This window comes from Kribbella hippodromi (genome assembly GCF_039531045.1).
GTDB lineage: Bacteria > Actinomycetota > Actinomycetes > Propionibacteriales > Kribbellaceae > Kribbella > Kribbella hippodromi.
In genome coordinates this window covers 192,412-215,021 of record NZ_BAAAPH010000011.1, presented here as the reverse complement: position 1 = coordinate 215,021, position 22,610 = coordinate 192,412, and the positions used below count along the sequence as shown (strand labels likewise).

The 22,610-nt window shown below is 68.3% G+C and carries 21 protein-coding genes; 15 read left to right on the top strand and 6 right to left on the bottom strand.

What is annotated here, in order from left to right; genetic code table 11:
• Positions 1–127: 127 nt before the first annotated feature.
• Positions 128–1,120 (bottom strand): coenzyme F420-0:L-glutamate ligase, encoded by a 993-nt coding sequence (locus tag ABD260_RS18930; RefSeq protein ID WP_344234915.1) that lies wholly within the window; start codon positions 1,118–1,120, stop codon positions 128–130.
• Positions 1,117–2,094 (bottom strand): 2-phospho-L-lactate transferase, encoded by a 978-nt coding sequence (gene cofD / locus ABD260_RS18925; protein ID WP_344234914.1) that lies wholly within the window; start codon positions 2,092–2,094, stop codon positions 1,117–1,119. Before cofD ends, ABD260_RS18930 begins: the two co-directional genes overlap by 4 nt.
• A 115-nt stretch (positions 2,095–2,209) precedes the next feature.
• Here cofD and ABD260_RS18920 point away from each other — a divergent pair, with 115 nt between their 5' ends.
• The 4 genes from ABD260_RS18920 (at position 2,210) to ABD260_RS18905 (ending at position 8,636) form a co-directional block, all read left to right on the top strand.
• The gene (locus ABD260_RS18920) at positions 2,210–3,493 is read left to right on the top strand and encodes a hypothetical protein (RefSeq protein ID WP_344234913.1); all 1,284 of its coding nucleotides are present in this window, start codon (positions 2,210–2,212) and stop codon (positions 3,491–3,493) included.
• A gap of 328 nt (positions 3,494–3,821) precedes the next feature.
• Complete coding sequence (locus ABD260_RS18915) at positions 3,822–4,073, top strand: WhiB family transcriptional regulator (RefSeq protein ID WP_020389877.1); 252 nt, start codon at positions 3,822–3,824, stop codon at positions 4,071–4,073.
• 169 nt (positions 4,074–4,242) lie between these two features.
• A complete protein-coding gene (locus tag ABD260_RS18910; RefSeq protein ID WP_344234912.1) occupies positions 4,243–7,158 on the top strand; it encodes a glycosyltransferase family 2 protein in 2,916 nt (971 codons plus the stop codon).
• Positions 7,155–8,636 carry a DUF5719 family protein gene (locus ABD260_RS18905; protein WP_344234911.1) on the top strand — a complete coding sequence of 494 codons (1,482 nt, stop codon included), beginning with the start codon at positions 7,155–7,157 and terminating at the stop codon, positions 8,634–8,636. The genes ABD260_RS18910 and ABD260_RS18905 overlap by 4 nt, the downstream gene beginning before the upstream one ends.
• Positions 8,637–8,648: 12 nt before the next feature.
• Here the strand turns inward: ABD260_RS18905 and ABD260_RS18900 are convergent, their stop codons facing one another.
• Positions 8,649–9,032, bottom strand: coding sequence for a DUF3499 domain-containing protein (locus tag ABD260_RS18900; protein WP_184836277.1), 384 nt, complete (start codon positions 9,030–9,032; stop codon positions 8,649–8,651).
• 31 nt (positions 9,033–9,063) lie between these two features.
• Here ABD260_RS18900 and ABD260_RS18895 point away from each other — a divergent pair, with 31 nt between their 5' ends.
• The 8 genes from ABD260_RS18895 (at position 9,064) to ABD260_RS18860 (ending at position 16,626) form a co-directional block, all read left to right on the top strand.
• On the top strand, positions 9,064–9,510 hold the full coding sequence (locus tag ABD260_RS18895; protein WP_344234910.1) for a metallopeptidase family protein: 447 nt from the start codon (positions 9,064–9,066) through the stop codon (positions 9,508–9,510).
• 453 nt (positions 9,511–9,963) lie between these two features.
• Positions 9,964–11,052, top strand: coding sequence for a Gfo/Idh/MocA family protein (locus ABD260_RS18890; RefSeq protein ID WP_344234909.1), 1,089 nt, complete (start codon positions 9,964–9,966; stop codon positions 11,050–11,052).
• Entirely contained in the window at positions 11,045–11,788 is a 744-nt protein-coding gene (locus ABD260_RS18885) for a ThuA domain-containing protein (protein WP_344234908.1), read from the top strand. The genes ABD260_RS18890 and ABD260_RS18885 overlap by 8 nt, the downstream gene beginning before the upstream one ends.
• Before the next feature lie 49 nt (positions 11,789–11,837).
• On the top strand, positions 11,838–13,223 hold the full coding sequence (locus ABD260_RS18880) for a phosphomannomutase/phosphoglucomutase (RefSeq protein WP_344234907.1): 1,386 nt from the start codon (positions 11,838–11,840) through the stop codon (positions 13,221–13,223).
• Positions 13,224–13,427 carry a Trm112 family protein gene (locus ABD260_RS18875; protein ID WP_344234906.1) on the top strand — a complete coding sequence of 68 codons (204 nt, stop codon included), beginning with the start codon at positions 13,224–13,226 and terminating at the stop codon, positions 13,425–13,427.
• A complete protein-coding gene (locus tag ABD260_RS18870; protein ID WP_344234905.1) occupies positions 13,427–14,497 on the top strand; it encodes an SIS domain-containing protein in 1,071 nt (356 codons plus the stop codon). Before ABD260_RS18875 ends, ABD260_RS18870 begins: the two co-directional genes overlap by 1 nt.
• Positions 14,491–15,645 (top strand): mannose-6-phosphate isomerase, class I, encoded by a 1,155-nt coding sequence (gene manA / locus ABD260_RS18865; protein ID WP_344234904.1) that lies wholly within the window; start codon positions 14,491–14,493, stop codon positions 15,643–15,645. Before ABD260_RS18870 ends, manA begins: the two co-directional genes overlap by 7 nt.
• A gap of 21 nt (positions 15,646–15,666) precedes the next feature.
• Positions 15,667–16,626 (top strand): cation diffusion facilitator family transporter, encoded by a 960-nt coding sequence (locus tag ABD260_RS18860; RefSeq protein ID WP_344234903.1) that lies wholly within the window; start codon positions 15,667–15,669, stop codon positions 16,624–16,626.
• 243 nt (positions 16,627–16,869) lie between these two features.
• Here the strand turns inward: ABD260_RS18860 and ABD260_RS18855 are convergent, their stop codons facing one another.
• The gene (locus tag ABD260_RS18855; RefSeq protein ID WP_184836262.1) at positions 16,870–17,229 is read right to left on the bottom strand and encodes a MerR family transcriptional regulator; all 360 of its coding nucleotides are present in this window, start codon (positions 17,227–17,229) and stop codon (positions 16,870–16,872) included.
• A 123-nt stretch (positions 17,230–17,352) separates the two neighbouring features.
• Here ABD260_RS18855 and ahcY point away from each other — a divergent pair, with 123 nt between their 5' ends.
• Positions 17,353–18,813: an adenosylhomocysteinase gene (ahcY, locus tag ABD260_RS18850; RefSeq protein WP_344234902.1), complete on the top strand. Its 1,461-nt coding sequence runs from the start codon at positions 17,353–17,355 to the stop codon at positions 18,811–18,813.
• A gap of 44 nt (positions 18,814–18,857) precedes the next feature.
• On the opposite strand, the gene ABD260_RS18845 is transcribed toward ahcY, so the two are convergent.
• Both ABD260_RS18845 and ABD260_RS18840 read right to left on the bottom strand, forming a co-directional pair.
• Positions 18,858–19,604, bottom strand: coding sequence for a class I SAM-dependent methyltransferase (locus ABD260_RS18845; RefSeq protein ID WP_344234901.1), 747 nt, complete (start codon positions 19,602–19,604; stop codon positions 18,858–18,860).
• 21 nt (positions 19,605–19,625) lie between these two features.
• On the bottom strand, positions 19,626–20,714 hold the full coding sequence (locus ABD260_RS18840; protein ID WP_344234900.1) for an RDD family protein: 1,089 nt from the start codon (positions 20,712–20,714) through the stop codon (positions 19,626–19,628).
• An 82-nt stretch (positions 20,715–20,796) separates the two neighbouring features.
• Between ABD260_RS18840 and ABD260_RS18835 the strand changes: the two genes are divergently transcribed.
• Both ABD260_RS18835 and ABD260_RS18830 read left to right on the top strand, forming a co-directional pair.
• Entirely contained in the window at positions 20,797–21,792 is a 996-nt protein-coding gene (locus ABD260_RS18835) for a stage II sporulation protein M (protein WP_344234899.1), read from the top strand.
• 46 nt (positions 21,793–21,838) lie between these two features.
• Positions 21,839–22,588, top strand: coding sequence for a DUF1206 domain-containing protein (locus ABD260_RS18830; RefSeq protein ID WP_344234898.1), 750 nt, complete (start codon positions 21,839–21,841; stop codon positions 22,586–22,588).
• Positions 22,589–22,610: the final 22 nt, after the last annotated feature.

The following is a 22,610-nucleotide window of genomic DNA, read 5'->3' as shown; positions in this document are numbered from 1 at the left end:
GGCGCGACTGCTTCTGCGACGACGCTTTACCCACAGTGTTGGTCTTCCCGGCTAAGGGCGGCCACCGCGCCGCCGTGCGAAGGCAGTGTACGAGGCGACCCTAAGAAGTTGCCTAGAAAACTACTTGCTACCGGGCAGACCGTGAGCCGAACGTGACCGTCGCCTCACTGCCGGGCCCGGTGCGTATGGTCACGCCGTACCCTTCCGCGTGCAGCAGCACGGCCAGCTTCTCCGCGACGACCCCAACCGTCACCGGCTCGTCACCGAACACCGAGACACCGTTGTCAACCAACGACAACCGAACCCCCTCGACGTCATCCAGCAACCCGGAGCTCAGCAGTCCGGACCAAAGCGCCGCATCCACCTCGCGCGGCCCTTCCGGTGCCTTCCGGTCCAGTACGGCAGCCCGCGCAGCCTCCCGCGTACCCAGACTGAACATGTCGTGCTCAGCGTCACGTACGAGCGCCCGCGCCCCCGGACCGTGCTCCCCGACCGCAAGCACCGCGTCGTCGAGCCCGCGCAGTACGGCAACGGGTACGCCATCGGCCTTGCCCTTGACGAGTTCACTCGCACTCGCGATCTCGTCCGCGAGCGCAGGCTCCGTGACAGCAAGCACATTGCCGTGACTGTCCGTCGTACCGCGCAGATCTTCGACGACCCGCACGCCCGCCGCGCCGATCGCCAGGTCCGTCTGACCGTTGCGCCAAGGCCTGCCGAGCGTGTCCGTGATCACGATGCCGACATTGACGTCGTACCGCGCCTTCAAGGCCTCGCGCAGTTGCCGTGCGGACGCATCGGGGTCCACCGGCAGCAGCAGGACCGTACCGGGCGCGGTGTTCGACGTGTCGGTCCCGGCGGCTGCCATCACGAGACCGTGCCGGGTCTGCACGATCCGGGTGTCGCCGCGTTGGGCGACGACCCGGACGAGCTCGGAGTCGACGGCTTCGCGGCGGGTGCCGTACGTCAGCCTGCCCTCCGCTTTGCTGACGATCTTCGAGGTCACCGAGACGACGTCACCGTCGCGCAGGTCGGTACCGTCCGCGATCAGCGCGGCCAGGTCCTGGCCGGCCTCCACTTCGGGCAGTCCCGTCACCGGGAAGATCTCCAGGTGTTTCCTCATCGCCGCACGGCCTCCGCGAGGGTCAGTGCCGCGTCAGCCATCGCGGCGGTGGTGGTCTCGTCCGTCATCCACAACGGCACCGCCTGGACGTGAATTCCGGCGCCGGCGATCGAATCTGCCTGCATCGCGTCCGAGGAGTCGATCAGCCAGCCGTCCAGTACGCCACCGGACGCGCGCGAACCGTAGTACCGGGCGACTGCCGACGCGGTCGCGGCCACCCCGACGGTCGCTAGCACCTTGTCGGCCATCCCGCGGACCGGGCCGGTGCCGATGATCGGTGACAGGCCGATGACCGGTGCGGCCGTTTCGCGTACGGCATCGCGTACCCCTGGTACGCCGAGAATCGTGCCGACGGAAACGACCGGGTTGGACGGCGGCACGATCAGTACGTCGCAGTCCGCGATCGCTTCCAGTACGCCAGGCGCCGGCTTTGCCTTGTCCTGACCAACGGCAACGATCTGGTGGGCGGGGATCTCGGCGTGGTAGCGGACCCAGTACTCCTGGAAGTGAATGGCCTTGCGCTTCCCGGGCTGCTCCGGGTCGTCAACCACTACATGCGTCTCGATCCGGTCGTCGCTCATCGGCAAGAGGCGTACCGGCAGCTTCCAGCGGCTGCACAGTGCTTCGGTGACCGCACTGAGGCTGTAGCCGGCATCCAGCATCTGCGTCCGGACCAGATGGGTCGCCACGTCCCGGTCGCCGAGCCCGAACCAGGTCGGCTCCACGCCGTACTCGGCCAGCTCCTCCTTGATCACCCAGGTCTCGTCCTCCCGGCCCCATTTCCGTTCCTCGGAGATCCCGCCACCGAGTGTGTACATCACGGTGTCGAGGTCGGGGCAGACCCGCAGACCGAACAGGGTGATGTCGTCCGCGGTGTTCCCCACGACCGTGATCTCGGCGTCCGGCCGGGCCTTGATCAGGCCGCGGAGGAAGCTGGAACCGCCGATACCGCCGGCAAGCACTGTGCATCGCATGGGAAGAGTCTGCACGAGTCGTCAATGTGGCGGACCACCGCACGACTATGCTGCGGTGGGTCAGAAGAATCCGCACAGCTCAGTTGTACGGCCCCCCAACATCCGAGGAGCCCTCGTGGTCACCGACGCAACCAAGAAGCTCAAAGAGCCGGTCGCGTACATCTTGCTCGCATTCGCCGGCCTGCTCGCGCTGGCCTCGCTGATCCGGCTGTTCGTCGGCGGTGCCGGATTCACCGCCGCGGCCAGTATCGTCCAAGGCGTCATCACCCCGACCACGGTGTCGGGCCTGGTGATCGTCCTCGCGCTGGTCGGCTCGGTCTGGCTGGTGAACGAAGGGGAGCGGACCCCGAACGCGCGTACCGTCGCGCTGGCCGCCCTCGTCATCACCGGTGTGACCGCGCTGGTCGGGCTGATCGCGGCGTTCGCCGGGTTCAACGAGAGCAGCACCGCCGGTATGAAGATCGTCGGGTTCATCTACTCGATCGGTGGCCTGGCGCTGTACGGCGCTGCCGGTCTGTACATCCTGAAGACCTTCCAGGCGCTGCCCGCGCCGGTGCGGGCGCCGAAGCCGGGTCAGTTCCAGCAGGGACAGCAGCACGGCCAGGGCGGCCAGCAGTACGGCCAGACCGCGCCGTACGGCCAGCAGCAGGGCTACGCGCAGGGCCAGCAGGGCTATGGCCAACAGAGCCAGCAGGGTCAGCAGGGTCAGTACGGCGGCCAGTACGACCAGGGCCAGGGTCAGTACGGCGGGTACGCGGCTGGTGCGGCCGGTGGGTACGCGGCGGGTCAGGGCGACCAGCAGCAGTGGCCGCAGGAGCAGCAGTGGGGAGCCGACCAGGGCCAGCAGCAGGCGTGGTCCGCCGGTGCGGCCGAGAACGAGCACTCCGGCCAGCACTCGGCGTCGCCGGCTGCCGACCAGGGCCAGCAGGCGTGGTCCGCTGAGGGACAGGGCACCGAGCCGACGCAGGCGTGGAGCTCCGAAGGTCAGCAGCAGTGGGGCCAGGACGCAGGCCAGCAGGCCCAGCAGTGGCCGCAGGAGCAGCAGGAGCACCAGTGGGGCGCCGACCAGGGCCAGCAGCAGTGGGGCGGCCAGGAGTACGACCCGCAGGCCCAGCAGCCCGCTCAGCCGGGTCAGCCGGGTCAGCCGGGTCAGCCGGGTCAGCCGGGTCAGCCGGGTCAACATGGCCAGGAGTACGGCCAGCAGCAGGAGCAGGCCTGGCCGCAGGAGGAGACTCCGGCCGCCGAGCAGCAGCCGGCCGCGGAACCCGTGCAGCAGCAGGGCGAGCAGGCTGACGAGACCCGGGTCGACCAGCGTTCCGACCAGGACAAGAACGACCCGAACCAGCCGGGCCAAGGTCAGGCTCAGGGTCAGCAGGGCTGGTGGTCCCAGCCTTCCTGACAAGGCAGCTTCACGAGTAGCAAGCCTTTACCGAGGTCTGCGGGAAAATTCCGGCGGCACCGGGTTTGAGGGTGGGTACGCAGCGCGAGAGGCCTGTATCTGCAGGCCTCTCGTTCTTTTGCGGGCATGTTGCGGATGATCCCAATAGCAGAGCACGGCTTGACTTTCGTGGATTGCAGGAATGTAATTTCAACCGTGTCGTTCGTTGGACACTCGGTATCGGGGACCGTTGCAGAGCGCAGGACGGACGAGGTCAGGCATGTGGACCGCAAACCCACATGTACAGGGGAACGAACAGGGTCGAGGAGGTCGTACCGTGACAGAGCTGATGGCGATTGTCGACGGTGAGGCGATCGAGGAGGAGCCGAACTGGCAGGAAAGGGCGCTGTGTGCCCAGACCGATCCAGAGGCTTTCTTCCCGGAAAAGGGCGGTTCCACCCGCGAGGCGAAGAAGGTTTGCCTCGGCTGTGACGTCCGGGGCGAGTGCCTCGAGTACGCGTTGCAGAACGACGAGCGCTTCGGGATCTGGGGCGGCTTGTCGGAGCGGGAGCGCCGAAAGCTGAAGAAGAAGGCCGTCTGACCGGCGGTTATCGGCAAAACCACAGAGCAGACTTCCGCGAGGCCCTGGACGATCAGTCGTCCGGGGCCCGCGGCTTTTCCACCGCTCCGGCGGCGGCTGTATGGTGATTCCTCGCCGGGACCTGCGGTCACGGTGACCGTCCGCAAGCATCGAGGTGTCACAGCTCCGCATGGAACAAGAAGCCCCGGCCGGCTGGGAATTCTTCGACTCCGTCGACTTCCCGACCGACCACATCGACGACCCGATGGGTCGACCGCGGGTCCGGCATGTCGTCACCGCGGTGGTGGTGGGGCACGAGGGCGCGGCCTGGCTGCCGCGGCTGTCCGAGTCGCTGTGGGCGCTGAACCCACGCCCGGACCGGCTGATCGCGGTCGATACCGGCTCCACCGACGAGACCGCCGAGCTGCTGGCCGCGATGCCCGGCGTCGAGCCGGTGGTCAGCGTCTCGGCCCGGACCGGTTTCGGCGTCGCGGTCGCGCGCGGCCTGGAAGCACACGGTTTCGCGCCGATCCCGAGCGCCGTCGGCCCGTACGGTGACGACGGGCACATGCCCGTGGTGGAGTGGCTGTGGCTGCTGCACGACGACTGCGCGCCGGCGCCCCGGGCGCTGGAGCAATTGTTGCTTCAGGCCACTATGTCGCCGAACACCGGGGTCTGGGGCCCGAAGCTGCGGCTCTGGCCGCGGGACCGGGAACTGCTCGAAGTCGGAGTGACGACTTCGCTCGGCGGCCGCCGCGACACCGGGATCGAGAACGGCGAGCTCGACCAGGGCCAGCACGACCAGCCGCGGAACGTGCTCGCGGTCAGTTCGGCCGGCATGCTGGTCCGTCGCGACGTCTGGGAGGCGCTGCGCGGTTTCGACCCGCGGCTGCCGATGTTCCGCGACGACATCGACTTCGGCTGGCGCGCCAGCCGCGCCGGGTACCAGGTGGGCGTCGCGCCGGACGCGGTCGTCTACCACGCCCAGGCCGCGGCCACCGGCGAGCGGGCGCTGGCCGGCACCAGGCGGCACGCGTACCAGCTCGACCGTGCGCATGCGTACTACACCGTTCTGGCGAACGCACCTGGCAAACTGCTGCCGTTGCTGATGTTGCGGTTCCTGCTAGGCACGCTGATGCGGTCGGTGTGGTTCCTGCTCGGCAAGACGCCGTCCGGTGCCGTCGACGAGTGGACCGCACTGCTGGGCACTGTCCTGGCCGGTGGCTGGACCCAGGCGCGCAAGAACCGGCGGAAACTCGACAAAGTTCCGTACGAGGACATCAAGGGACTGTTCTCCCGGTCCGTGCACGCACTGCGGCACAACCTGGAGGAAACCACCAGCACGATCTCCGAGCGAATCCGCGAGGCCTGGGCGGACGAACCGGAAGAGCAGGTCGTCACCACCGCGCGCCGGGCGAAGTCCACTGCCCGGGTAGCGGTCGACCAACCACGCTGGCGTCGTCAGCTGATCCGCCGGCCGTTCCTGGTCGCGTGGGTCGTGCTGGCGATCGGTGCGGTGATTTCGGCTCGCGACCTGATCGGTGGCGGTGTACTGCGCTCGCAGCTGCTGCTCCCGGCCCACGAGAACCTGGCGGCTCTCTGGCATGCCGCAGCGGCCGCTCCGCCTGGTGTAACGCCGCCTGCTTGGCTGGCGCAGTTCTGGGCGTTCTCCGCAGTGCTGTTCGGTCCGACGGGTGCGACGAACATCCTCCTGCTTGGAGCGGTTCCCCTAGCCGGACTGGCCGCTTGGGCGTTGCTCCGTGCGTTCGTAGTGGACCGGATGGCTCGGGCGTGGGGCGCCTCGGCGTACGGGCTGGCGGTCTTCACGAACGGTGCGATTACGCAAGGGCGGCTCGGGACGTGTGTGGCGGCGATTGTGCTGCCGCTGCTCGGTGCGGCCGTGCATACCGTGGCAAGGCGGCGGCGCGTAGTCGTGCAGGGCAGTTGGCGGGCCGCGTGGTTCGCCGGGATCTGCCTGGCCGTGCTGATCGCCTTTACTCCGGCCCTGGGCCTGCTGGTTGCGGTCATCCTGGCTGTTGGCGGCGTGTTCGGGCTTGGCTGGCGCCGGCAAGGCCGTCAGCTGGTGTTCTCCGTCGTGCTCGGGTTGCTGCTGGTTCTGCCGTGGACGATCGACCTGGTGCGGCACCCCTGGAAGCTGGGGCAGGAGGCGGGTGGTCCGCCCACCACTGCGGTCGGTCCGGGCGACAGCCTGCCGCATTTGCTGACCGGCACCCCGGTCGGTGCGCCGACACCGTGGTGGTTCGCCGTACCGCTGATTCTGGTCGCTTTGCTCAGTCTGTTGCGGTCGTCGCGGCAGCGGTACGAACTGCTCGGTTGGTTCGCCGCACTGGCCGGTCTGGCCGGCACACTGATCTCCAGCCGACTGGGTGGCGGTAGCGGTCCGTTGATGTTCCTGATGACAGCCGGCTGGGTCATTGCCGTAGCTGTCGCCTGGGACTCGGTTGGCAAGTCCACCGAGATCATCGTCCAGGGCGTATTGGGCATCGTGCTGCTGACCAGTGTGGTGACAGCAGGGTTCTGGCTGGTGCGTGGCACGGACGGTCCGCTGTGGCGGGGGCCCGCGCAGGATCTCCCGGCGTACCTGGTGTCCTCGCAGGACCCACCGGACAACCAGTCCATCCTGGTGGTGCGCAAGGCACCAGGTGGACAGATGCGGTTCTCGCTGGTCAAGGACGGCGGCCCGCGGATGGGCTCGCTCGAAGCAGCACCCACTTCGGCGCAGAGCAAGCCGATCACTGACGTACTGGCAACTCTCGGTGGTGGCGGTAGTGGTGAGGAGGGCCGGCAGTTGGCCGGTCTGGCGATCGACTACGTGTACCTGCCTGGTCCGGTGGACCCGACGCTGCAGGCGACGCTCGACTCGCTGCCCGGTCTGACCAGGGCCAGTGCTGACGACGGCGACGCGTCCTGGCTGGTGGACCGGTCGAAGGTCGAGGGCAAGACCCCGCTAGTCGACCAGACGCATTCGGTCTGGCGCTTCTTCGGGCTGCTCGGGTGGATCATCGCGCTGGTGTTCTGCCTGCCGACAGTCCGCCGGACCGTCGCCGTACCGCAAGGCACGCACGCTAGGAGGGACCCGCGGTGACCCGGTTGCTGTCCGACCCGCGGCTCCGGATCGGAGCCGTCGTCGTCGCCATGGCCGCGCTGGCCGGGCTCGGCGTGGTCACTCACCCCGAGTCACCTGACACGCGCGCCCAGGCCGCGGTGACCGAGCCATCGCGCACTGTGGTGAACCGGGCGGCGCTGGCCTGTCCAGTGCTCGCGCCCGGCGGCAAGATGGCCAGCGTGGTGAACGCGGTGTCGCCGACATTGCCCGACGGCACGCCGGCGGCGTCCGGGACCTCGCAGCCGTTGTCCATCACGCCGCTGCCCGCCACCTCGGCCCCAGTCGGGTCGCTGCTCGTACGCGGCAAGATCGGGTCGAGTACACCGGCTGTGACGCCGCAACCGCTCGCCATCCAGGGCGCCGGTCCGTTGGCAGCAGGCACGGTCGGTACGGCGACGACCACCGCCAAAGAAGGTGTGAACGCCGGGATGGCCAGTGTGCCGTGCCAGATGCCCGGTGCGGACTTCTGGTTCGTCGGAGCGTCCGGTGCGAGCGACCGCCGCGACGTACTGGTGCTGACCAACCTGGACACCATCAACGCCGAGGTCAACGTCAGTGTGTACGCCCGCACTGGTGCACAGGACCTGCCCGCGACGCGCGGCATTGTCGTACCGGCTCGTACCAGCACCGAGGTGTTCCTCAAGGAGGTCACTCCGAACTTGCGGGACATCGCCCTGCACGTCGTATCGACCGGAGGGCGCGTGGCAGCCGCCGTACGCTCCAACGCTTCGAACGGGACGCAGCCGGCCGGTGTGGACTGGCTGAACCCGTCGGCACCGCCCGCGACCAAGGTGTTCGTACCAGCGGCCGCACCAGGCGCCGGACTGCGGATCCTGTCCGTGGCGAACCCCAGTGACCTGCAGGCAACGGTCAGCCTGACCGTGAACGGGCCGAACGGACCGTTCAAGCCGGCCGGCATGGAGACCGAGCTGATCGAAGCTGGTTCGGTGCGGACGTTCATCATGGACCCGACGCTGCACGGCGACGCCAGTGCGATCACCATCACCTCGGATCAGCCGGTGACCGCGTCGATGCGGATGACCGACGCGAAGAAGACCGACTTCGCGTCCATCGGCTCGGCCGAAGCGCTCACCGGCCCGGCGTACCTGGTGCTGCCGGCTCATCAGCAGCCGGCCGTACTGCAGGTGACCGCGCCGGGGAAGACCGGCAGCGTGAAGTTCGAGCTGCGCGACGCGGCCGGACGCGTACTGACTACGCGGGCGCTGGATGTGGTTGGTGGAGCGACGACGCAGATCGCCTTCCCGGCGCAGCCGCGCGCTACGTACCTGATGGTGCAGCAGACGCGGGGGACCGTGGTGGCAGGTGTCACGCTGATGCCGGCCGCTAAGACTGACTCGAGCGACACGGCACAGGTCGCGGCGTGGCCGTTGAACACGTCACTCGTGTTCCGTGCGCAGCTGGGGGCTCAGCCGGACGTCAGCGCCGCGCTGCGGTAGCTGAGGGTGTTCTCAGCCTTCTGAGGTGTTGGCGCCGGGGTCCTGCAGCATGCGGAGATGGCCCCGGCGAGCCACCTCGACAGGAGCTCCCGGAGTGCCGGCCCGTGGCTCGCGGGGCGGCAGCGGGCGTGCGGCCTCGCGGACCGCGTTCGCCAGTGCTTCCAGGTCGTCCGACGACGGTCCGGCCGCTGCAGGGTCCGGAGCGAGCCGAATGACTTCCCAGCCGTTCGGTGCGGTCAGGCGGTCTGCGTGGTCGGCGCACAGGTCGTAGCAGTGCGGCTCCGCGTACGTCGCGAGCGGCCCGAGTACACAGGTCGAGTCCGCATAGACGTAGGTGAGCGTCGAAACAGCCGGCTTCTGACATCCGGCGCGCGAACAGGTCCTGGCGATGCTCACGCACAGACGTTACCCCCACTAGGCTGAGCGCGTGACCGAGGCTCGCCGTCATCGCAGGCACATCGACCGCCACGGCCGCGGCATGCTCGGCCCGATCAGCCGGCCGAGCAAGTTCGCGCCGCGGGGTCTGCCGCTGCAGCGCTCGGCCGCTGCCCAGTTCGATGAGGTGGTCGCGATCGAGGTGACCCGGCTGGAGAAGCGGCTGCCGCAGGTCGTCGCCCGGGTCGAGTTCGCGATCGAGGACGTCCCGAACCTGGACCTCGACGCGACCGAGATCCCGCTCACCCATGCCACCGGCGGCACGTCGCACGAGCCGTACCGGATCATCGTCTTCCGCCGCCCGATCGAGCTCCGCGCCGAACGCTCCGGCGCCACCCTCGCCTGGCTGGTCCGCTCGGCCCTGGTCCTCGAACTCGCCGACGTCCTCGCCCTCTCCCCGGAACAAATCGACCCAGACTTCGACACCGACGACGACTGACCCACCCCCACCGGCCCCACCACCCCCGCCCCACCCTCACCGCCCCACCGCCCACCGCCTCAACTGGCAGCAACGAAGCCGCCGTGGTGGGGATCGTCCCCAAACCGGTTTGGGGTGGTTCGGCAGGTCGACTGGGGTCGGTGGGTGCCTGGTCGGGGAGGGTGAGTCTCCCCAAACCGGTTTGGGTGACGGCAGCGGCCGTGGGGGTAGGGCAGCTTGGGTGGGTTTGTGATGTGCAGCTCGACAGGATGTGTTGGTGGGTGGGTAGTGCACTTGAGCGTGATGGGGCGGGGGTGTACAGCGTCTCGCGGGTGCACTACCTGTCGAGCTGCTGATTGAAGCCGCGGTTGCCGTGACCGATCTGTTATATCTCGGGCGACCTGTGTCCGAACGTGTTCCGTAGTGTGGGAACAGGTTTGTGACCTTCGTTGTCATCGGGAGAGGATCGTGTCTGTGAACGATCAAAAACTGCGGGTCGGAGTTGTGGGGCTGGGGTTCGCCGGGCGGACCGCGCTGGAGGCGTTCTCCGAGCTGCCGGACGTCGAGGTGCTCGCGCTGGCCGGGCTGGAGAAGGACACGCTCACCAGCCTGGGCGAGAAGCACGGCGTACCGCACCTGTACGAGAAGTGGGAGGACCTGCTCGAGACGCCGGGGCTGGACGCGGTCAGCATCGGTACGCCGACGCAGCTGCACGCCCCGATCGCGCTCGCCGCGCTGGCGAAGGGCCTGCACGTCCTGTCCGAGAAGCCGCTGGCCCGTACGGTGGCGGAAGGCACCGCGATGGTCGAGGCGTCGAAACAGGCCGGCCGGGTGCTGAAGGTGGTGTTCAACCACCGGGAACGCGGTGACGTCGCGGCCCTGAAGCACCAGATCGACGAAGGCCAGCTGGGCCGGATCTACTACGCGAAGGCGCACTGGATGCGCCGCAATGGCATCCCCGGCATGGGTGGCTGGTTCACCAACCGGGAGCTGTCCGGCGGCGGACCGCTGATCGACCTCGGCGTACACATCCTGGACATGGCGCTGCACCTGATGGGTGAGCCGCAGATCAGTACGGTGTCCGCCGACACCTTCGCGGAGCTCGGTCCGCAGGGCAAGGGCAGCGCGAGTACGCCGGACCGCCCGACCGTCGACACGCTCGGCTCGAAGTTCGAGGTGGAGGACCTGGCCACCGCGTACCTGCGCCTGAAGGGTGGCGGCGCCTTGCAGCTGGAGACCAGCTGGGCGACCTACCGGGCACCGGGCGACAACTTCGGCATCGAACTGTTCGGTACCGAGGGCGGCGCCAAGATCGACGTCCAGAACTACACCACCGAGGACACGCTGCGGATCTTCACCGACGTGGCCGGCGTACCGGCCGAGGTGAAGCCTGCGACCGGCGCCGGACTCGGGCACCGCGCGGTGGTCCGGGAGTTCGTCCGGATCGTTCGCAGCGGTGAGTGGGAAGGCCAGAACGGGTCCGAGGCGCTGCTCCGGACCGAGATCATCGACGCCTGCTACGCCTCGGCGAAGGCGGGACGAGAGGTAGTTCTCCATGACTGAACCCATCCGCGTCACCGTCTGGGGCGAGAACGTCCACGAGGGCCGCGACGAGTCCGTCCGCAAGGTCTACCCGGACACCATGCACGGCACGATCGCGGCCGCACTGCGCGCCAAGCTCGGTGCCGACGTCGTGGTCCGGACCGCCACGCTGCAGGACCCGGAACACGGTCTGACCGAGGAGGTACTGGCCGACACCGACGTACTCACCTGGTGGGGTCACGCCGCGCACGGTGACGTCGACGACGCGGTGGTCGAGCGCGTACAGCAGCACGTCCTGTCCGGGATGGGTCTGATCGCGCTGCACTCGGCGCACTTCAGCAAGATCTTCATCAAGCTGATGGGTACGACCTGCTCGCTCGACTGGCGCGCCGAGAACGACCGGGAACTGATCTGGACGGTCGCCGCCGGCCACCCGATCGCCCAGGGCATCCCGCACCCGCTGGTGATCGATCGGGAGGAGATGTACGGCGAGCTGTTCGACATCCCGCAGCCGGACGAGCTGGTCTTCGTCAGCTCGTTCTCCGGCGGCGAGGTGTTCCGCTCGGGCTGCTGCTATCGCCGCGGTCAGGGCCGGGTCTTCTACTTCCGCCCGGGCGACCAGGAGTACCCGACGTACCACCAGCCGGAGATCCAGCAGGTGCTCGCGAACGCGACCCGCTGGGCCGCGCCGGTGGTCCCGCGGCAGCTGCCGACGGTGCATCACCGCAAGGACACCGGCTGGTTCGAAAAGGCCTGAGTGGGTGTCTGAAACACGGCGGCTGGGGTGGGCCGGATAGGGTCCACGCATGGTTGACGTTGCGGCGATCTTCAAGGCGTATGACGTACGGGGGGTAGTACCGGACCAGCTGGACGAGTCGGTGGCCCGGGCGACCGGGGCCGCGTTCGTCGAGGTGCTGGACGTGCTCGCCGGACCCGGGGCGGTCGTGGTCGGGTACGACATGCGGCCGTCCAGCCCCGCGCTGGCAGCCGCCTTCGCCGAGGGAGTGACCAGTACCGGTGCCGATGTGATCGACATCGGTCTGGCCTCCACCGATCAGCTGTACTTCGCGTCCGGGCGGCTCGATCTGCCCGGCGCGATGTTCACCGCCAGCCACAACCCGGCCAAGTACAACGGGATCAAGCTGTGCCGCCAGGCGGCCGCCCCGGTCGGCGCCGACTCGGGGCTGCGGGACATCGCGGATCTGGTCGCCAAGGCGCTGACCGAAGGCCCGGCGACCGGCTCCGCGGCCGGGCATGTCACCCACAAGGACCTGCTGACGGCGTACGCGGACCATCTGCACGACCTGGTCGACCTGAGCGGGATCCGGCCGCTCACCGTGGTCGTCGACGCCGGCAACGGGATGGGCGGTCACACCGTACCGGCGGTCTTCGCGGACGGCCCGGTGACGATCATCCCGCTGTACTTCGAGCTGGACGGCAACTTCCCGAACCACGAGGCGAACCCGCTGGACCCGAAGAACCTGGTCGACCTGCAGGCGAAGGTCCGGGAGACCGGCGCAGATCTCGGCCTCGCCTTCGACGGCGACGCCGACCGCTGTTTCGTGGTCGACGAGTTGGGCGATCCGATCTCGCCGAGCGCGATCACCGGCGCGGTCGCGGTCCGTGAGCTGGCCAAGCAGCCCGGGTCGACCATCCTGCACAACCTGATCACCTCCAAGGCGGTGCCGGAGCTGGTCACCGAGCACGGTGGGGTGCCGGTCCGGACCCGGGTCGGGCACTCCAACATCAAGCAGAAGATGGCCGAGACCGACGCGGTGTTCGGCGGCGAGCACTCGGCGCACTACTACTTCCGCGACTTCTGGCGGGCCGACACCGGCATGCTGGCCGCGCTGCACGTGCTGGCCGCGCTGGGCGAGCAGGACCGTCCGGCCAGCGAGCGGTTCGCCGAGTACGAGCGGTACGTCGCGTCCGGCGAGCTCAACAACACGGTCGCCGACCAGGCCGCCACCGTGGCCGCGATCGAGGACACTTACGCTGGCGGCGACGGAATCAGCGTCGACCACCTGGACGGTCTGACCGTCTCGGCGGGACAGTGGTGGTTCAACGTCCGTGCGTCGAACACCGAACCGCTGCTGCGACTGAACGTCGAGGCCGCGGACCAGGCCACGATGGAACGTGTCCGCGACGAAGTACTGGCCCTGATCACCGGTGCATCGGTGGAGGAGAACTGAATGGCAGTCAATCTGGACCCGGACCTGCTGAGCATCCTGGTCTGCCCGAAGTGCCGCTCGGAGTTCCGGGTGGACAACGAGGCGAACGAACTGATCTGTACGAACGCCGCCTGCGCGCTGGCGTATCCGGTGCGTGACGACATCCCGGTGCTGCTGATCGACGAGGCCCGGGACACCAGGGAAACCGCCTCGACGGAGAACTGATGAGTCTGTTTGACGACACACGGCTGGATGACCCGGCCGCACTGCAGGCGGCGGACCACCTGCTCCGGCGGCTGGCGATGGCCGGTGCGCGCGTGCGGGCCGAGCTGGAGGCCTCCGAGGACGTACTGTCCGGGCTGACGTCGGACGGCTTCCGTCCGCGCGCTGTGGTGGCTGTCGGCCGTGACGCCCGGCTGGTCCGGGCCGTGCTGGAGCCGGTCTGCCCGGTTCCGTTCCTGGCTTGGCCTGGTCCGGGGCTGCCCGGCTGGACCGGTCCGCTGGACCTGGTCGTAGTGCTCGGTGGCGCTTCCGAGGACCTGGACGCCATCTCCGCGACCGGCGAGGCAGTCCGGCGCGGTTGTGGCCTGATGGTCGCCGCACCACCTGACTCTCCGGTAGTAGTCGCCTCGGCCGGTCTGCGGCACGCCATCCGGCTGCCGTCCCAGTCCGACGACCAGTTGGCTGCAGCGGTCGCCGTACTGCAGGCACTGCACCAGATGGAGCTGGGGCCGGAGGTGGACCACAAGTCGGTCGCCGCGGTGCTGGACGACGTGGCCATCGAGTGCTCGCCCAACAACGACGTAGCGTCCAATCCGGCCAAGGACCTGGCTCTGGTACTGGCTGACGCGCTGCCCTTGGTGTGGGGCGGTTCTGTACTCGCTGCCCGGGCAGCACGCCGTGTGGTCGAGGCAATCCGGTTGGCCAGTGGCCGGCCGGCTCTGGCCGCGGACGCCGGCCACCTGCTGCCCGTACTGAACCAGCCGCCGCGTGACCTGTTCGCCGATCCGTTCGACAAGCCGGAGGACCTACGGCCCGCTCTGGTCATCCTGGACGACGGCGTGGAGGAGGTGGCCGAGCAGCGCCGGAAGCTGGAGGCGAAGGCCGAAGCGCATGACGTCCGCGTACACACCGTCACGCAGGCCAATGGCACGGACATCGCCCGGTACGCGGCGCTGACGCAGCACGGGCGGTACGCCGCGGCGTACTTGGGCCTGGGCCTCGGCCGGTACGGTACGGCGACTGACAGCGACCCGTTCGAGCAAGGGAATCCCTCGGAGGACCCAGCGTGGTAGTTCGGCTGCAGAACACCATCCGCGACTACGCCTGGGGATCGCGGACCGCGTTACCTGCGCTGCTCGGGGTGGAGCCGGACGGCAAGCCGCAAGCTGAAATGTGGATGGGTGCGCACGAGTCGGCGCCGTCGGTGCTGCCGAACGGTGACACGTTGTACGACGCGGTGTCCGCCGACCCGGCCGCGGTTCTCGGGGAGGAGACCGCCGAGCGCTTCGACGGCCGGTTCCCGTTCCTCGCGAAGCTGCTGGCGGCCGGGCAGCCGTTGTCGATCCAGGCACACCCGTCCCGCGACCAGGCGATCGACGGGTACGCGCGGGACGAGGCGAACGGGATCCCCCGGAACGCGCCGGACCGCAACTACAAGGACGCCTGGCCGAAGCCGGAGATCCTGATCGCGCTCGATCCGTTCGACGCACTGGTCGGTTTCCGGCCGCTGGAGCGTACGGTCGCGCTGCTCGACGCGCTGGCGCCGGCCGGGTTCACCGAGCTGACGAACCAGCTCCGCGACGGGAAGCTCCGGGAGGCCTTCACGGACTTCATGAGCACCGATCGCGACACCATCCGGCCGTTGGTCGGTGCGCTCGGCGAGGCAGTCGCCCAGTACAGCGGGGAAGCGTTCGCCCTGGAGCGCGAGACGCTCGCGAAACTGTGCGCCGACTTCCCGGACGATCCCGGCGTACTTGCCGCGCTCTTGCTGAACCGGGTGCGCTTGGAGCGATTCGACGCGGTGTACCTGCCGGCCGGGAACGTGCACGCGTACTTGCACGGGCTCGGTTTCGAAGTCATGGCCAACTCGGACAACGTGCTGCGCGGTGGGCTGACCAGCAAGCACGTCGACGTACCCGAGCTGGTCTCGGTGGTCGATTTCGAGCCGCTCGAGGACCCAGTACTGACCGCGACGGACGCCGGTGTCTACGAGACCGGATGCGAGTACTTCGCCGTGCAGCGGGTGGAGCTCGCGGGTGCCGAGCGGACGGTCGACGGCGTCGGGCCACGGATCATCGCCTGCGTCGACGGGGTGGTTGAGGTGCTCGGCCAAGAATCTGCTGAGAGCTTGTCCGCGGGCCAGTCCGGGTTCGCTTCCGGACCCGAAGGACCCTGTATCTTGCGTGGTTCCGGCACGGCGTTCGTCGTGTCCGCACGCTGATTACCGGAGGAACAGAACACCATGGCTGGTGGCGGGAACAAGGCCGTAGTCGCGGCTTTGCTGGCGAACACCGGGATCGCGATCACCAAGTTCGCCGCCTGGGGACTGACGCAGTCGGCCTCGATGCTGGCCGAGGCGATCCACTCGCTCGCCGACGCGGGCAACCAGGTGCTGCTGCTGGTCGGCGGTCAGCGGGCGAAGCGGGCAGCCGACGAGCTGCACCAGTTCGGTTTCGGCCGCGAACGGTACGTGTACTCGTTCATCGTGTCGATCGTGCTGTTCAGCGTCGGCGGTCTGTTCGCGCTGTACGAGGGCTACCACAAGGTGCACGACCCGCACGGGATCGACAGCTGGAAATGGGTGCCGGTGGTGGTGCTGGTGCTCGCGATCGTGATGGAGAGCTTCTCCTTCCGGACCGCGATCATCGAGGCGAACAAGGTCCGCGGCAAGGTCCCGTGGGTCAAGTTCGTCCGGAACGCGCGCGCCCCGGAGCTGCCGGTGATCCTGCTCGAGGACTTCGCCGCGCTGACCGGTCTGGTGCTGGCGCTGATCGGTGTCGCGCTGACCCTTGCCACCGGCAACGGTGTGTTCGACGGCCTCGGTTCGATGGCGATCGGCGCGCTGCTGGTCTGCGTCGCGATCTTCCTCGCGATCGAGATGAAGTCGCTGCTGCTCGGCGAGTCCGCGACCCGCGAGTCCCAGCAGCGGATCGTGGCGGCGATCGAGAACACGCCCGGCGTCCAGCGGCTGATCCACATCCGGACGCTGCACCTCGGTCCGGAAGAGGTACTGGTCGCCGCGAAACTGGCAGTCGAGCCGACCTCGGACGCGGCCGTGGTGGCGCAGACGATCAACGCGGCCGAACATGCGGTACGCGAAGCCGAGCCGATGAGCCAGCACATCTACCTCGAGCCGGACATCTACGTGGAGAACTACGTCCGCGAAGACCGCCCCACCGTCCCCGAAGCCCCTTCCCACTAACCGACCGCCGTCTCAGGGGCCAGCCCCTGAGGTCGCGGGTTGGCCCCGCGCATTCGGGTAGGCGAACCCACCGTCTCAGGGGTCAGCCCCTGGGGTGGCGGGTTGGCCCCGCGTATTCGGGTAGGCGAACCCACCGTCTGAGGGGTCAGCCCCTGGGGTTGTGGGTTGGCCCCGTGTATTCCGGTAGGCGAACCCACCAGCTCAGGGGTTGACCCCTGAGACGGGGCAGCAGGGGACGGGGTGTCAGCGGGGTTTTGGTGGGAGTACGCCGGAGCGGCCTAGCCAGCGGAGGGCGCGTTCGCGGTCGATCTCGGACTGGGTGGGCGGGGCGGACAGCCGGCCGGTGCGGTAGCCGAGGTTGCGGATGTCCGCCGCCACGGACGGTTCGGCGAGCGCGCGGAGGGCGAAGGCAAGGGCGGCCGGCGTCACGTCGTACCGGCGTTCCAGATCGAGCGCGAGCTGCACCGCGGCCAGATCGCGCTCGTCGTACTGGCGCTGGGCGGTGTGCTCCGATCGGGACCGCGGCAGCAGGCCGAGTGCCTCCCGGTAGCGCAGCATGCGCGGAGTGGTACCCAGCTGGCGAGCGGCCTCGGTGATGCGCATAGCATCAATCTTGACATTTCGGTGTCAAAAACGCGCCTGGAGCGATCAAACCGCGTGGCTCGGCCCTCTACGCTCAGGTGCGGTAGCAATGACACGTCCAGTGACAGTCTTCAGGGGAGCGGCATGACGTTCGACTACAAGGTGGCGGATCTCGGCCTGGCCGAGTTCGGGCGCAAGGAGATCCGGCTGGCCGAGCACGAGATGCCCGGCCTGATGGCGATGCGTGCGCAGTACGGCGAGAGCAAGCCGCTGGCCGGCGCCCGGATCATGGGTTCGCTGCACATGACGATCCAGACCGCGGTACTGATCGAGACCCTGGTGGCGCTCGGTGCCGAGGTCCGCTGGGTGTCCTGCAACATCTTCTCCACCCAGGACCACGCGGCCGCCGCGGTCGTCGTCGGCCCGAACGGTACCGCCGAGTCGCCGGCCGGTGTCCCGGTGTTCGCCTGGAAGGGCGAGACGCTGGAGGAGTACTGGTGGTGCACCGAGCAGGCGCTGACCTGGCCGGGTGAAGGCCCCAACATGATCCTGGACGACGGTGGCGACGCGACCATGCTCGTCCACAAGGGCACCGAGTTCGAGAAGGCGGGTGCCGTACCGGATCCGTCGACGGCCGACTCCGAGGAGTACGGCGTCGTCCTGAAGCTGCTGACCCGTTCGCTGGCCGAGTCGTCGTCGAAGTGGACCACCATCGGTCAGGGCATCAAGGGTGTCACCGAGGAGACCACCACCGGCGTGCACCGGCTGTATGAGATGCACAAGGCCGGCGCGCTGCTGTTCCCGGCGATCAATGTCAACGACTCGGTGACGAAGTCGAAGTTCGACAACAAGTACGGCTGCCGGCACTCGCTGATCGACGGCATCAACCGCGCCACCGACGTACTGATCGGCGGCAAGGTCGCGGTCGTCTGCGGGTACGGCGACGTAGGCAAGGGCTGCGCCGAGTCGCTGCGCGGTCAGGGCGCCCGGGTGATCGTCACCGAGATCGACCCGATCTGCGCGCTGCAGGCCGCGATGGACGGGTACCAGGTGTCGACGGTCGACGATGTGGTCGGGATCGCGGACATCTTCGTCACCACCACCGGCAACAAGGACGTCATCACCGCCGATCACATGGCCGCGATGAAGCACCAGGCGATCGTCGGCAACATCGGCCACTTCGACAACGAGATCGACATGGCCGGGCTGTACAAGGTGCCGGGCGTCGAGCGGGTGAACATCAAGCCGCAGGTCGACGAGTTCCGCTTTCCGCCGGAGGCGAGCAAATCGCAGAGGCCGGACGGTCACACGATCATCGTGCTGTCCGAGGGGCGGCTGCTGAACCTGGGCAACGCGACCGGTCACCCGTCGTTCGTGATGTCGAACTCGTTCACCAACCAGGTCCTCGCGCAGATCGAGCTGTTCGTCCGGACGGCCGAGTACCCGACCGAGGTGTACGTACTGCCGAAGCACCTGGACGAGATGGTTGCGCGACTGCACCTCGACGCACTCGGCGTGAAGCTGACCGAGTTGACGAAGGAGCAGGCCAACTACCTGGGCGTGCCCGTCGAAGGCCCGTACAAGGCTGAGCACTACCGCTACTGAGGTTTGGAGCACCCCGCGGGATTTCCTGCGGGGTGCTCTGGTTTTCAGCGGATGGCGGCTAGTAGGTGTTTGTCGGCTACTTGGCCTAGGACTGCCACCTCTTGGAAGCCGGCTTTGCGGAAGGATTCCAGGGTGTCGGTGAGGGTGATGTCGCGCGTGGTTGTGCGGTTGGCGAAACGGTCGGCTCGTACGGCCAGGAGGTCCGTGAAGGCGGGCTCGGCGGCGGCCGCGGACCACCAGGTTTCCCAGTCCTCGACGCCATTCGCGTGCGAGTCCGACCAGATCTGGTTGCGCAGCTCGACGGCGATCGCGTCCAGGCGTGGTACCTCGGTCGGGCCCAGGCGCATGGTGTCCGCGTTGAGGAAGACGCCACCTGGGCGGATGCGGCGGGCCAGCGTACGCGCGAGGGTGTCCAGGTCGGCCGGGTCCAGCCAGTGCAGCGCCGTCGCGGAGCAGACCGCGTCGACCGGGGCGTCGCCGAGTACGGCGTCCCAGTTGTCGGCGCGCAGGTCCGCTTCGGCGAACCGTGCGCCGGGTATGGCGTTCCGGGCGATCTCCAGGAGGAACGGGTCGAGGTCTACGCCGATCACCTCGGTGCTGGGGAAGCGCCGCAGCGTGCGCGCGGAGATCGAGCCGGGGCCGCAGGCGAGGTCGACGAATCTCTTGGGCACGCCGATGAGCTTGTCGACGATGGTGAGCATCAGCTCGAACTGTTCGTCCCGGTCCGGCAGGTACCCGGCCTGCTGGTCGTCCCATCTCGCCAGCCACTGGTCCCACGCTATTTGCGACATGGTCGCAAGAATACTGCCCGGCTAGAACCACTGGGTGGAGTCGCCGCTGCCCGGTGCGGCCCAGCCTTGCGCGTTCACGCTGACCGGCCGGCTGTCCTGGTGCGGCGCCGCGGGTGGCGGGAAGGGGCCTGGCGCTGCGGCCGGAGAGAAGGCGGGCGGAGCGGGCGGGAGTGCGCCGTACGGGCTGGGCGGGGCGAACGGTCCGGCGGGGATCGCGTACGACGGGGCGCCGGCTGGCAGCGGTGGGGCGTACGACGGGGCGCCGACCTGCACCGGTGCGGCGTACGGCTGGTTGGGGGCGTACTGCGGTGTGATGGTTGCAGGTGGGGCGAAGGGGCCGGTGTGGAGGGGGCGTTGGGTGGAGAGGCGGTGGAGCTCGCGGCGGCGGCGTTCGGCCAGTACCGCGGAGAGGTACGCCGGTGCGATCAGCTGCACAGGCGGCGTCGGCGCAGTGACAGCAGCGACCCGTGCGGCCAGCGCCTCACCAAGCGCGATCTGCGCCCCGGGCAGCAGTTCGGCGTACCGCGCCAGGTAATCACGTGTCGCGTTCGCCAACTCATCCGACAACCGCGACAGTTCAAGCGACTGCGCCCACTGCACCAGCTGACCAGGCACGAAGAGCGGCGGCGACGCCATCGCCTGGTGCCGTTCGCGGATGACGACCGTGCCGGCGACCATGTCCCCGATCCGCTTCCCCTGCTTGTTCATCAGGCTCGCCACGATCCCCGGGCTGGCCGCGAACCACGGGGCGAAGTCCACAAAGAACCACAGCAGCGTACGCACCAGTGCGTGCCGGAACCGGATCGAGCTGCCGTCGTCGCGTACGACCTTCAGCCCGAGCACCATCTTCCCGAGCGTCCGCCCGCGCGTCAGTGTCTCCATCACGACCCGGTAGCCGATCACCACCACCAGTACGACGATGAAGATGAGTGCGAACGCCAGGGCCTCACTGGCCTCGCCCCCGAGCAGGAATCCGGCCAGTAGCGAGATCAGTACGACCAGTACGACGCCCTGCAGGATCATGTCGATCGCACATGCCAGTGCCCGCGTCGGCATCCGGGCGATCCGTACCTGGAGAACGACTGCTTCACCGGTGACCAGCTGAGACACGACGTCGCCCCCCTCCTCTACAGACACTCGGTCCGGCTAGTCTGCCAGCGCAAGGAGCCAGCCGGGCAGAGGAGGTGTACCAGTGGACGTCGAAGCGTTCGTTTCCGTGCACCAGCCGCAGTGGGACCGCCTGGCGTACCTGACGCGCCGCCAGCGCCGGCTGACCGGTGCGGAGGCCGATGAGCTCGTCATGCTGTACCAGCGCGTCGGCACGCATCTGGCTGCGCTCAGAGCGGCCGGAGCGGACCCGGTGTCGATCGGACGGCTGTCCGGGCTGATCGCTGACGCCCGTGGCGCGGTGACCGGTGCACAGGCTCCTGTCTGGCGGGACATCTCCAAGTACTTCCTGGTCAGCTTCCCGGCCGCGCTGTACGCGTCCAGACGCTGGTGGGTCGTCATTGGCCTGCTGTTCTACCTGGTAGCCGCCTGGACCGCCTGGCGCGTGCTGGCGCATCCGGAGGTGGTTGACTCGATCGCCACGCCGGACCAGGTGAAACAGCTCGTAGACCACGACTTCCAGTCGTACTACTCCGACAACCCGGCGCAGGACTTCGCATTGCGCGTCTGGATCAACAACGCGACCATCAGCGCCGCCGTGCTCGCGCTGGGCATCCTGATGATCCCGTCGATCCTCATCCTGTGGGACAACGCGCTCAACCTCGGTCTGAGCGCCGGTCTGATGATCAGCCACGACAAGGGCGGTCTGTTCTTCAGTCTGATCACTCCACACGGTCTACTCGAGTTGACCGCGGTTTTCATCGCTACTGCAGCCGGTCTGCGGCTGGGCTGGTCCTGGGTAGTGCCGGGTGCCCGTACGCGCATGCAAGCTCTTGCCCAGACCGGACGCGCCACGATCGGTATGGCGATCGGCCTCGCTGCTGTGCTCTTGGTGACCGGCCTGATCGAGGCGTTCGTGACGCCGTTCCTGCCGGCCGCGGTCCGGGTCACCATCGGGATACTGGCCGAGTTGGCGTTCTTCACGTACGTGTGGACGCTCGGCCGGCGCGCGTACCGCCTCGGTGAGTACGGCGACGTGGACGAACTCGACCGCGAGGCGACCGCGCCGGTCTCCGCCTAACCGTTTCTGCGGTGGGCACCGGTAGAAGGTGAGTACCGCCCAGGAAGTGAGGCACAGCCGCGCGTACGATCTGGCGATCACGCTCGGTCTACTGGCCTACGGCCTCGTGCACCTGTTGATCGCCTGGATCGCACTGCAGTTGGCCTGGGGGCGGTCGCCGCAGGAGGCGTCGCAGCAGGGCGCACTGCAGGAGCTGGCCGGTCAGCCGCTCGGTGGTGTGCTGCTGTGGGTCGTGGCGATCGGCCTGTTGACGCTGGTGGTGTGGCGGGCGGTTGAGTTGATCTACGGGCACCTGAACCTGGAGAAGAAGGTGTCCTCGGTCGGGCGGGCCGTGGTGTACCTGTTCCTTGGCATCAGTGCGATCAGGGTGGCTGTCGGTTCCGGCGGTTCCAGTACGAGCAAGGAGGAGTCGACGTCCTCCCGGCTGATGGCGCACGGTGCCGGACGGGCCCTGATCGTCGCGATCGGTCTGGTGATCATCGGGATCGGTATCCGGCAGCTGCACCGGGCGGTCACGAAGAAGTTCACCGAGGACCTGGTCGGCGGCGTCTCCGACCTGACCATCCTGCTGGGCCGGATCGGCTACGCCGCCAAGGGCATCGCTTTCGGTGTGGTCGGCGTGCTGTTCGGCTGGGCCGCCATCTCCTACGACCCGCAGAAGGCCGGCGGTCTCGACACCGCCCTCCGCACTGTCAAACAGCAACCTTTCGGCTCGGTTTTGCTGACCATTCTGGCGCTGGGGTTTGCCGCCTTCGGCGCCTACGCCTTCATCTGGTCCCGCAACGCCCGGAAGTAAGCCAGACGGGTAAACCTAACTC

Bases quoted from the DNA above. Each gene is read 5' to 3' on its own strand.
- ahcY (WP_344234902.1), top strand. From the start codon at position 17,353: ATGACGTTCGACTACAAGGTGGCGGATCTCGGCCTGGCCGAGTTCGGG.
- ABD260_RS18845 (WP_344234901.1), bottom strand. From the start codon at position 19,604: ATGTCGCAAATAGCGTGGGACCAGTGGCTGGCGAGATGGGACGACCAG.
- ABD260_RS18875 (WP_344234906.1), top strand. From the start codon at position 13,224: ATGGCAGTCAATCTGGACCCGGACCTGCTGAGCATCCTGGTCTGCCCG.
- ABD260_RS18855 (WP_184836262.1), bottom strand. From the start codon at position 17,229: ATGCGCATCACCGAGGCCGCTCGCCAGCTGGGTACCACTCCGCGCATG.
- ABD260_RS18930 (WP_344234915.1), bottom strand. From the start codon at position 1,120: ATGAGGAAACACCTGGAGATCTTCCCGGTGACGGGACTGCCCGAAGTG.
- cofD (WP_344234914.1), bottom strand. From the start codon at position 2,094: ATGCGATGCACAGTGCTTGCCGGCGGTATCGGCGGTTCCAGCTTCCTC.
- ABD260_RS18915 (WP_020389877.1), top strand. From the start codon at position 3,822: ATGGCGATTGTCGACGGTGAGGCGATCGAGGAGGAGCCGAACTGGCAG.
- ABD260_RS18860 (WP_344234903.1), top strand. From the start codon at position 15,667: ATGGCTGGTGGCGGGAACAAGGCCGTAGTCGCGGCTTTGCTGGCGAAC.
- ABD260_RS18870 (WP_344234905.1), top strand. From the start codon at position 13,427: ATGAGTCTGTTTGACGACACACGGCTGGATGACCCGGCCGCACTGCAG.
- ABD260_RS18880 (WP_344234907.1), top strand. From the start codon at position 11,838: ATGGTTGACGTTGCGGCGATCTTCAAGGCGTATGACGTACGGGGGGTA.
- ABD260_RS18885 (WP_344234908.1), top strand. From the start codon at position 11,045: ATGACTGAACCCATCCGCGTCACCGTCTGGGGCGAGAACGTCCACGAG.
- ABD260_RS18910 (WP_344234912.1), top strand. From the start codon at position 4,243: ATGGAACAAGAAGCCCCGGCCGGCTGGGAATTCTTCGACTCCGTCGAC.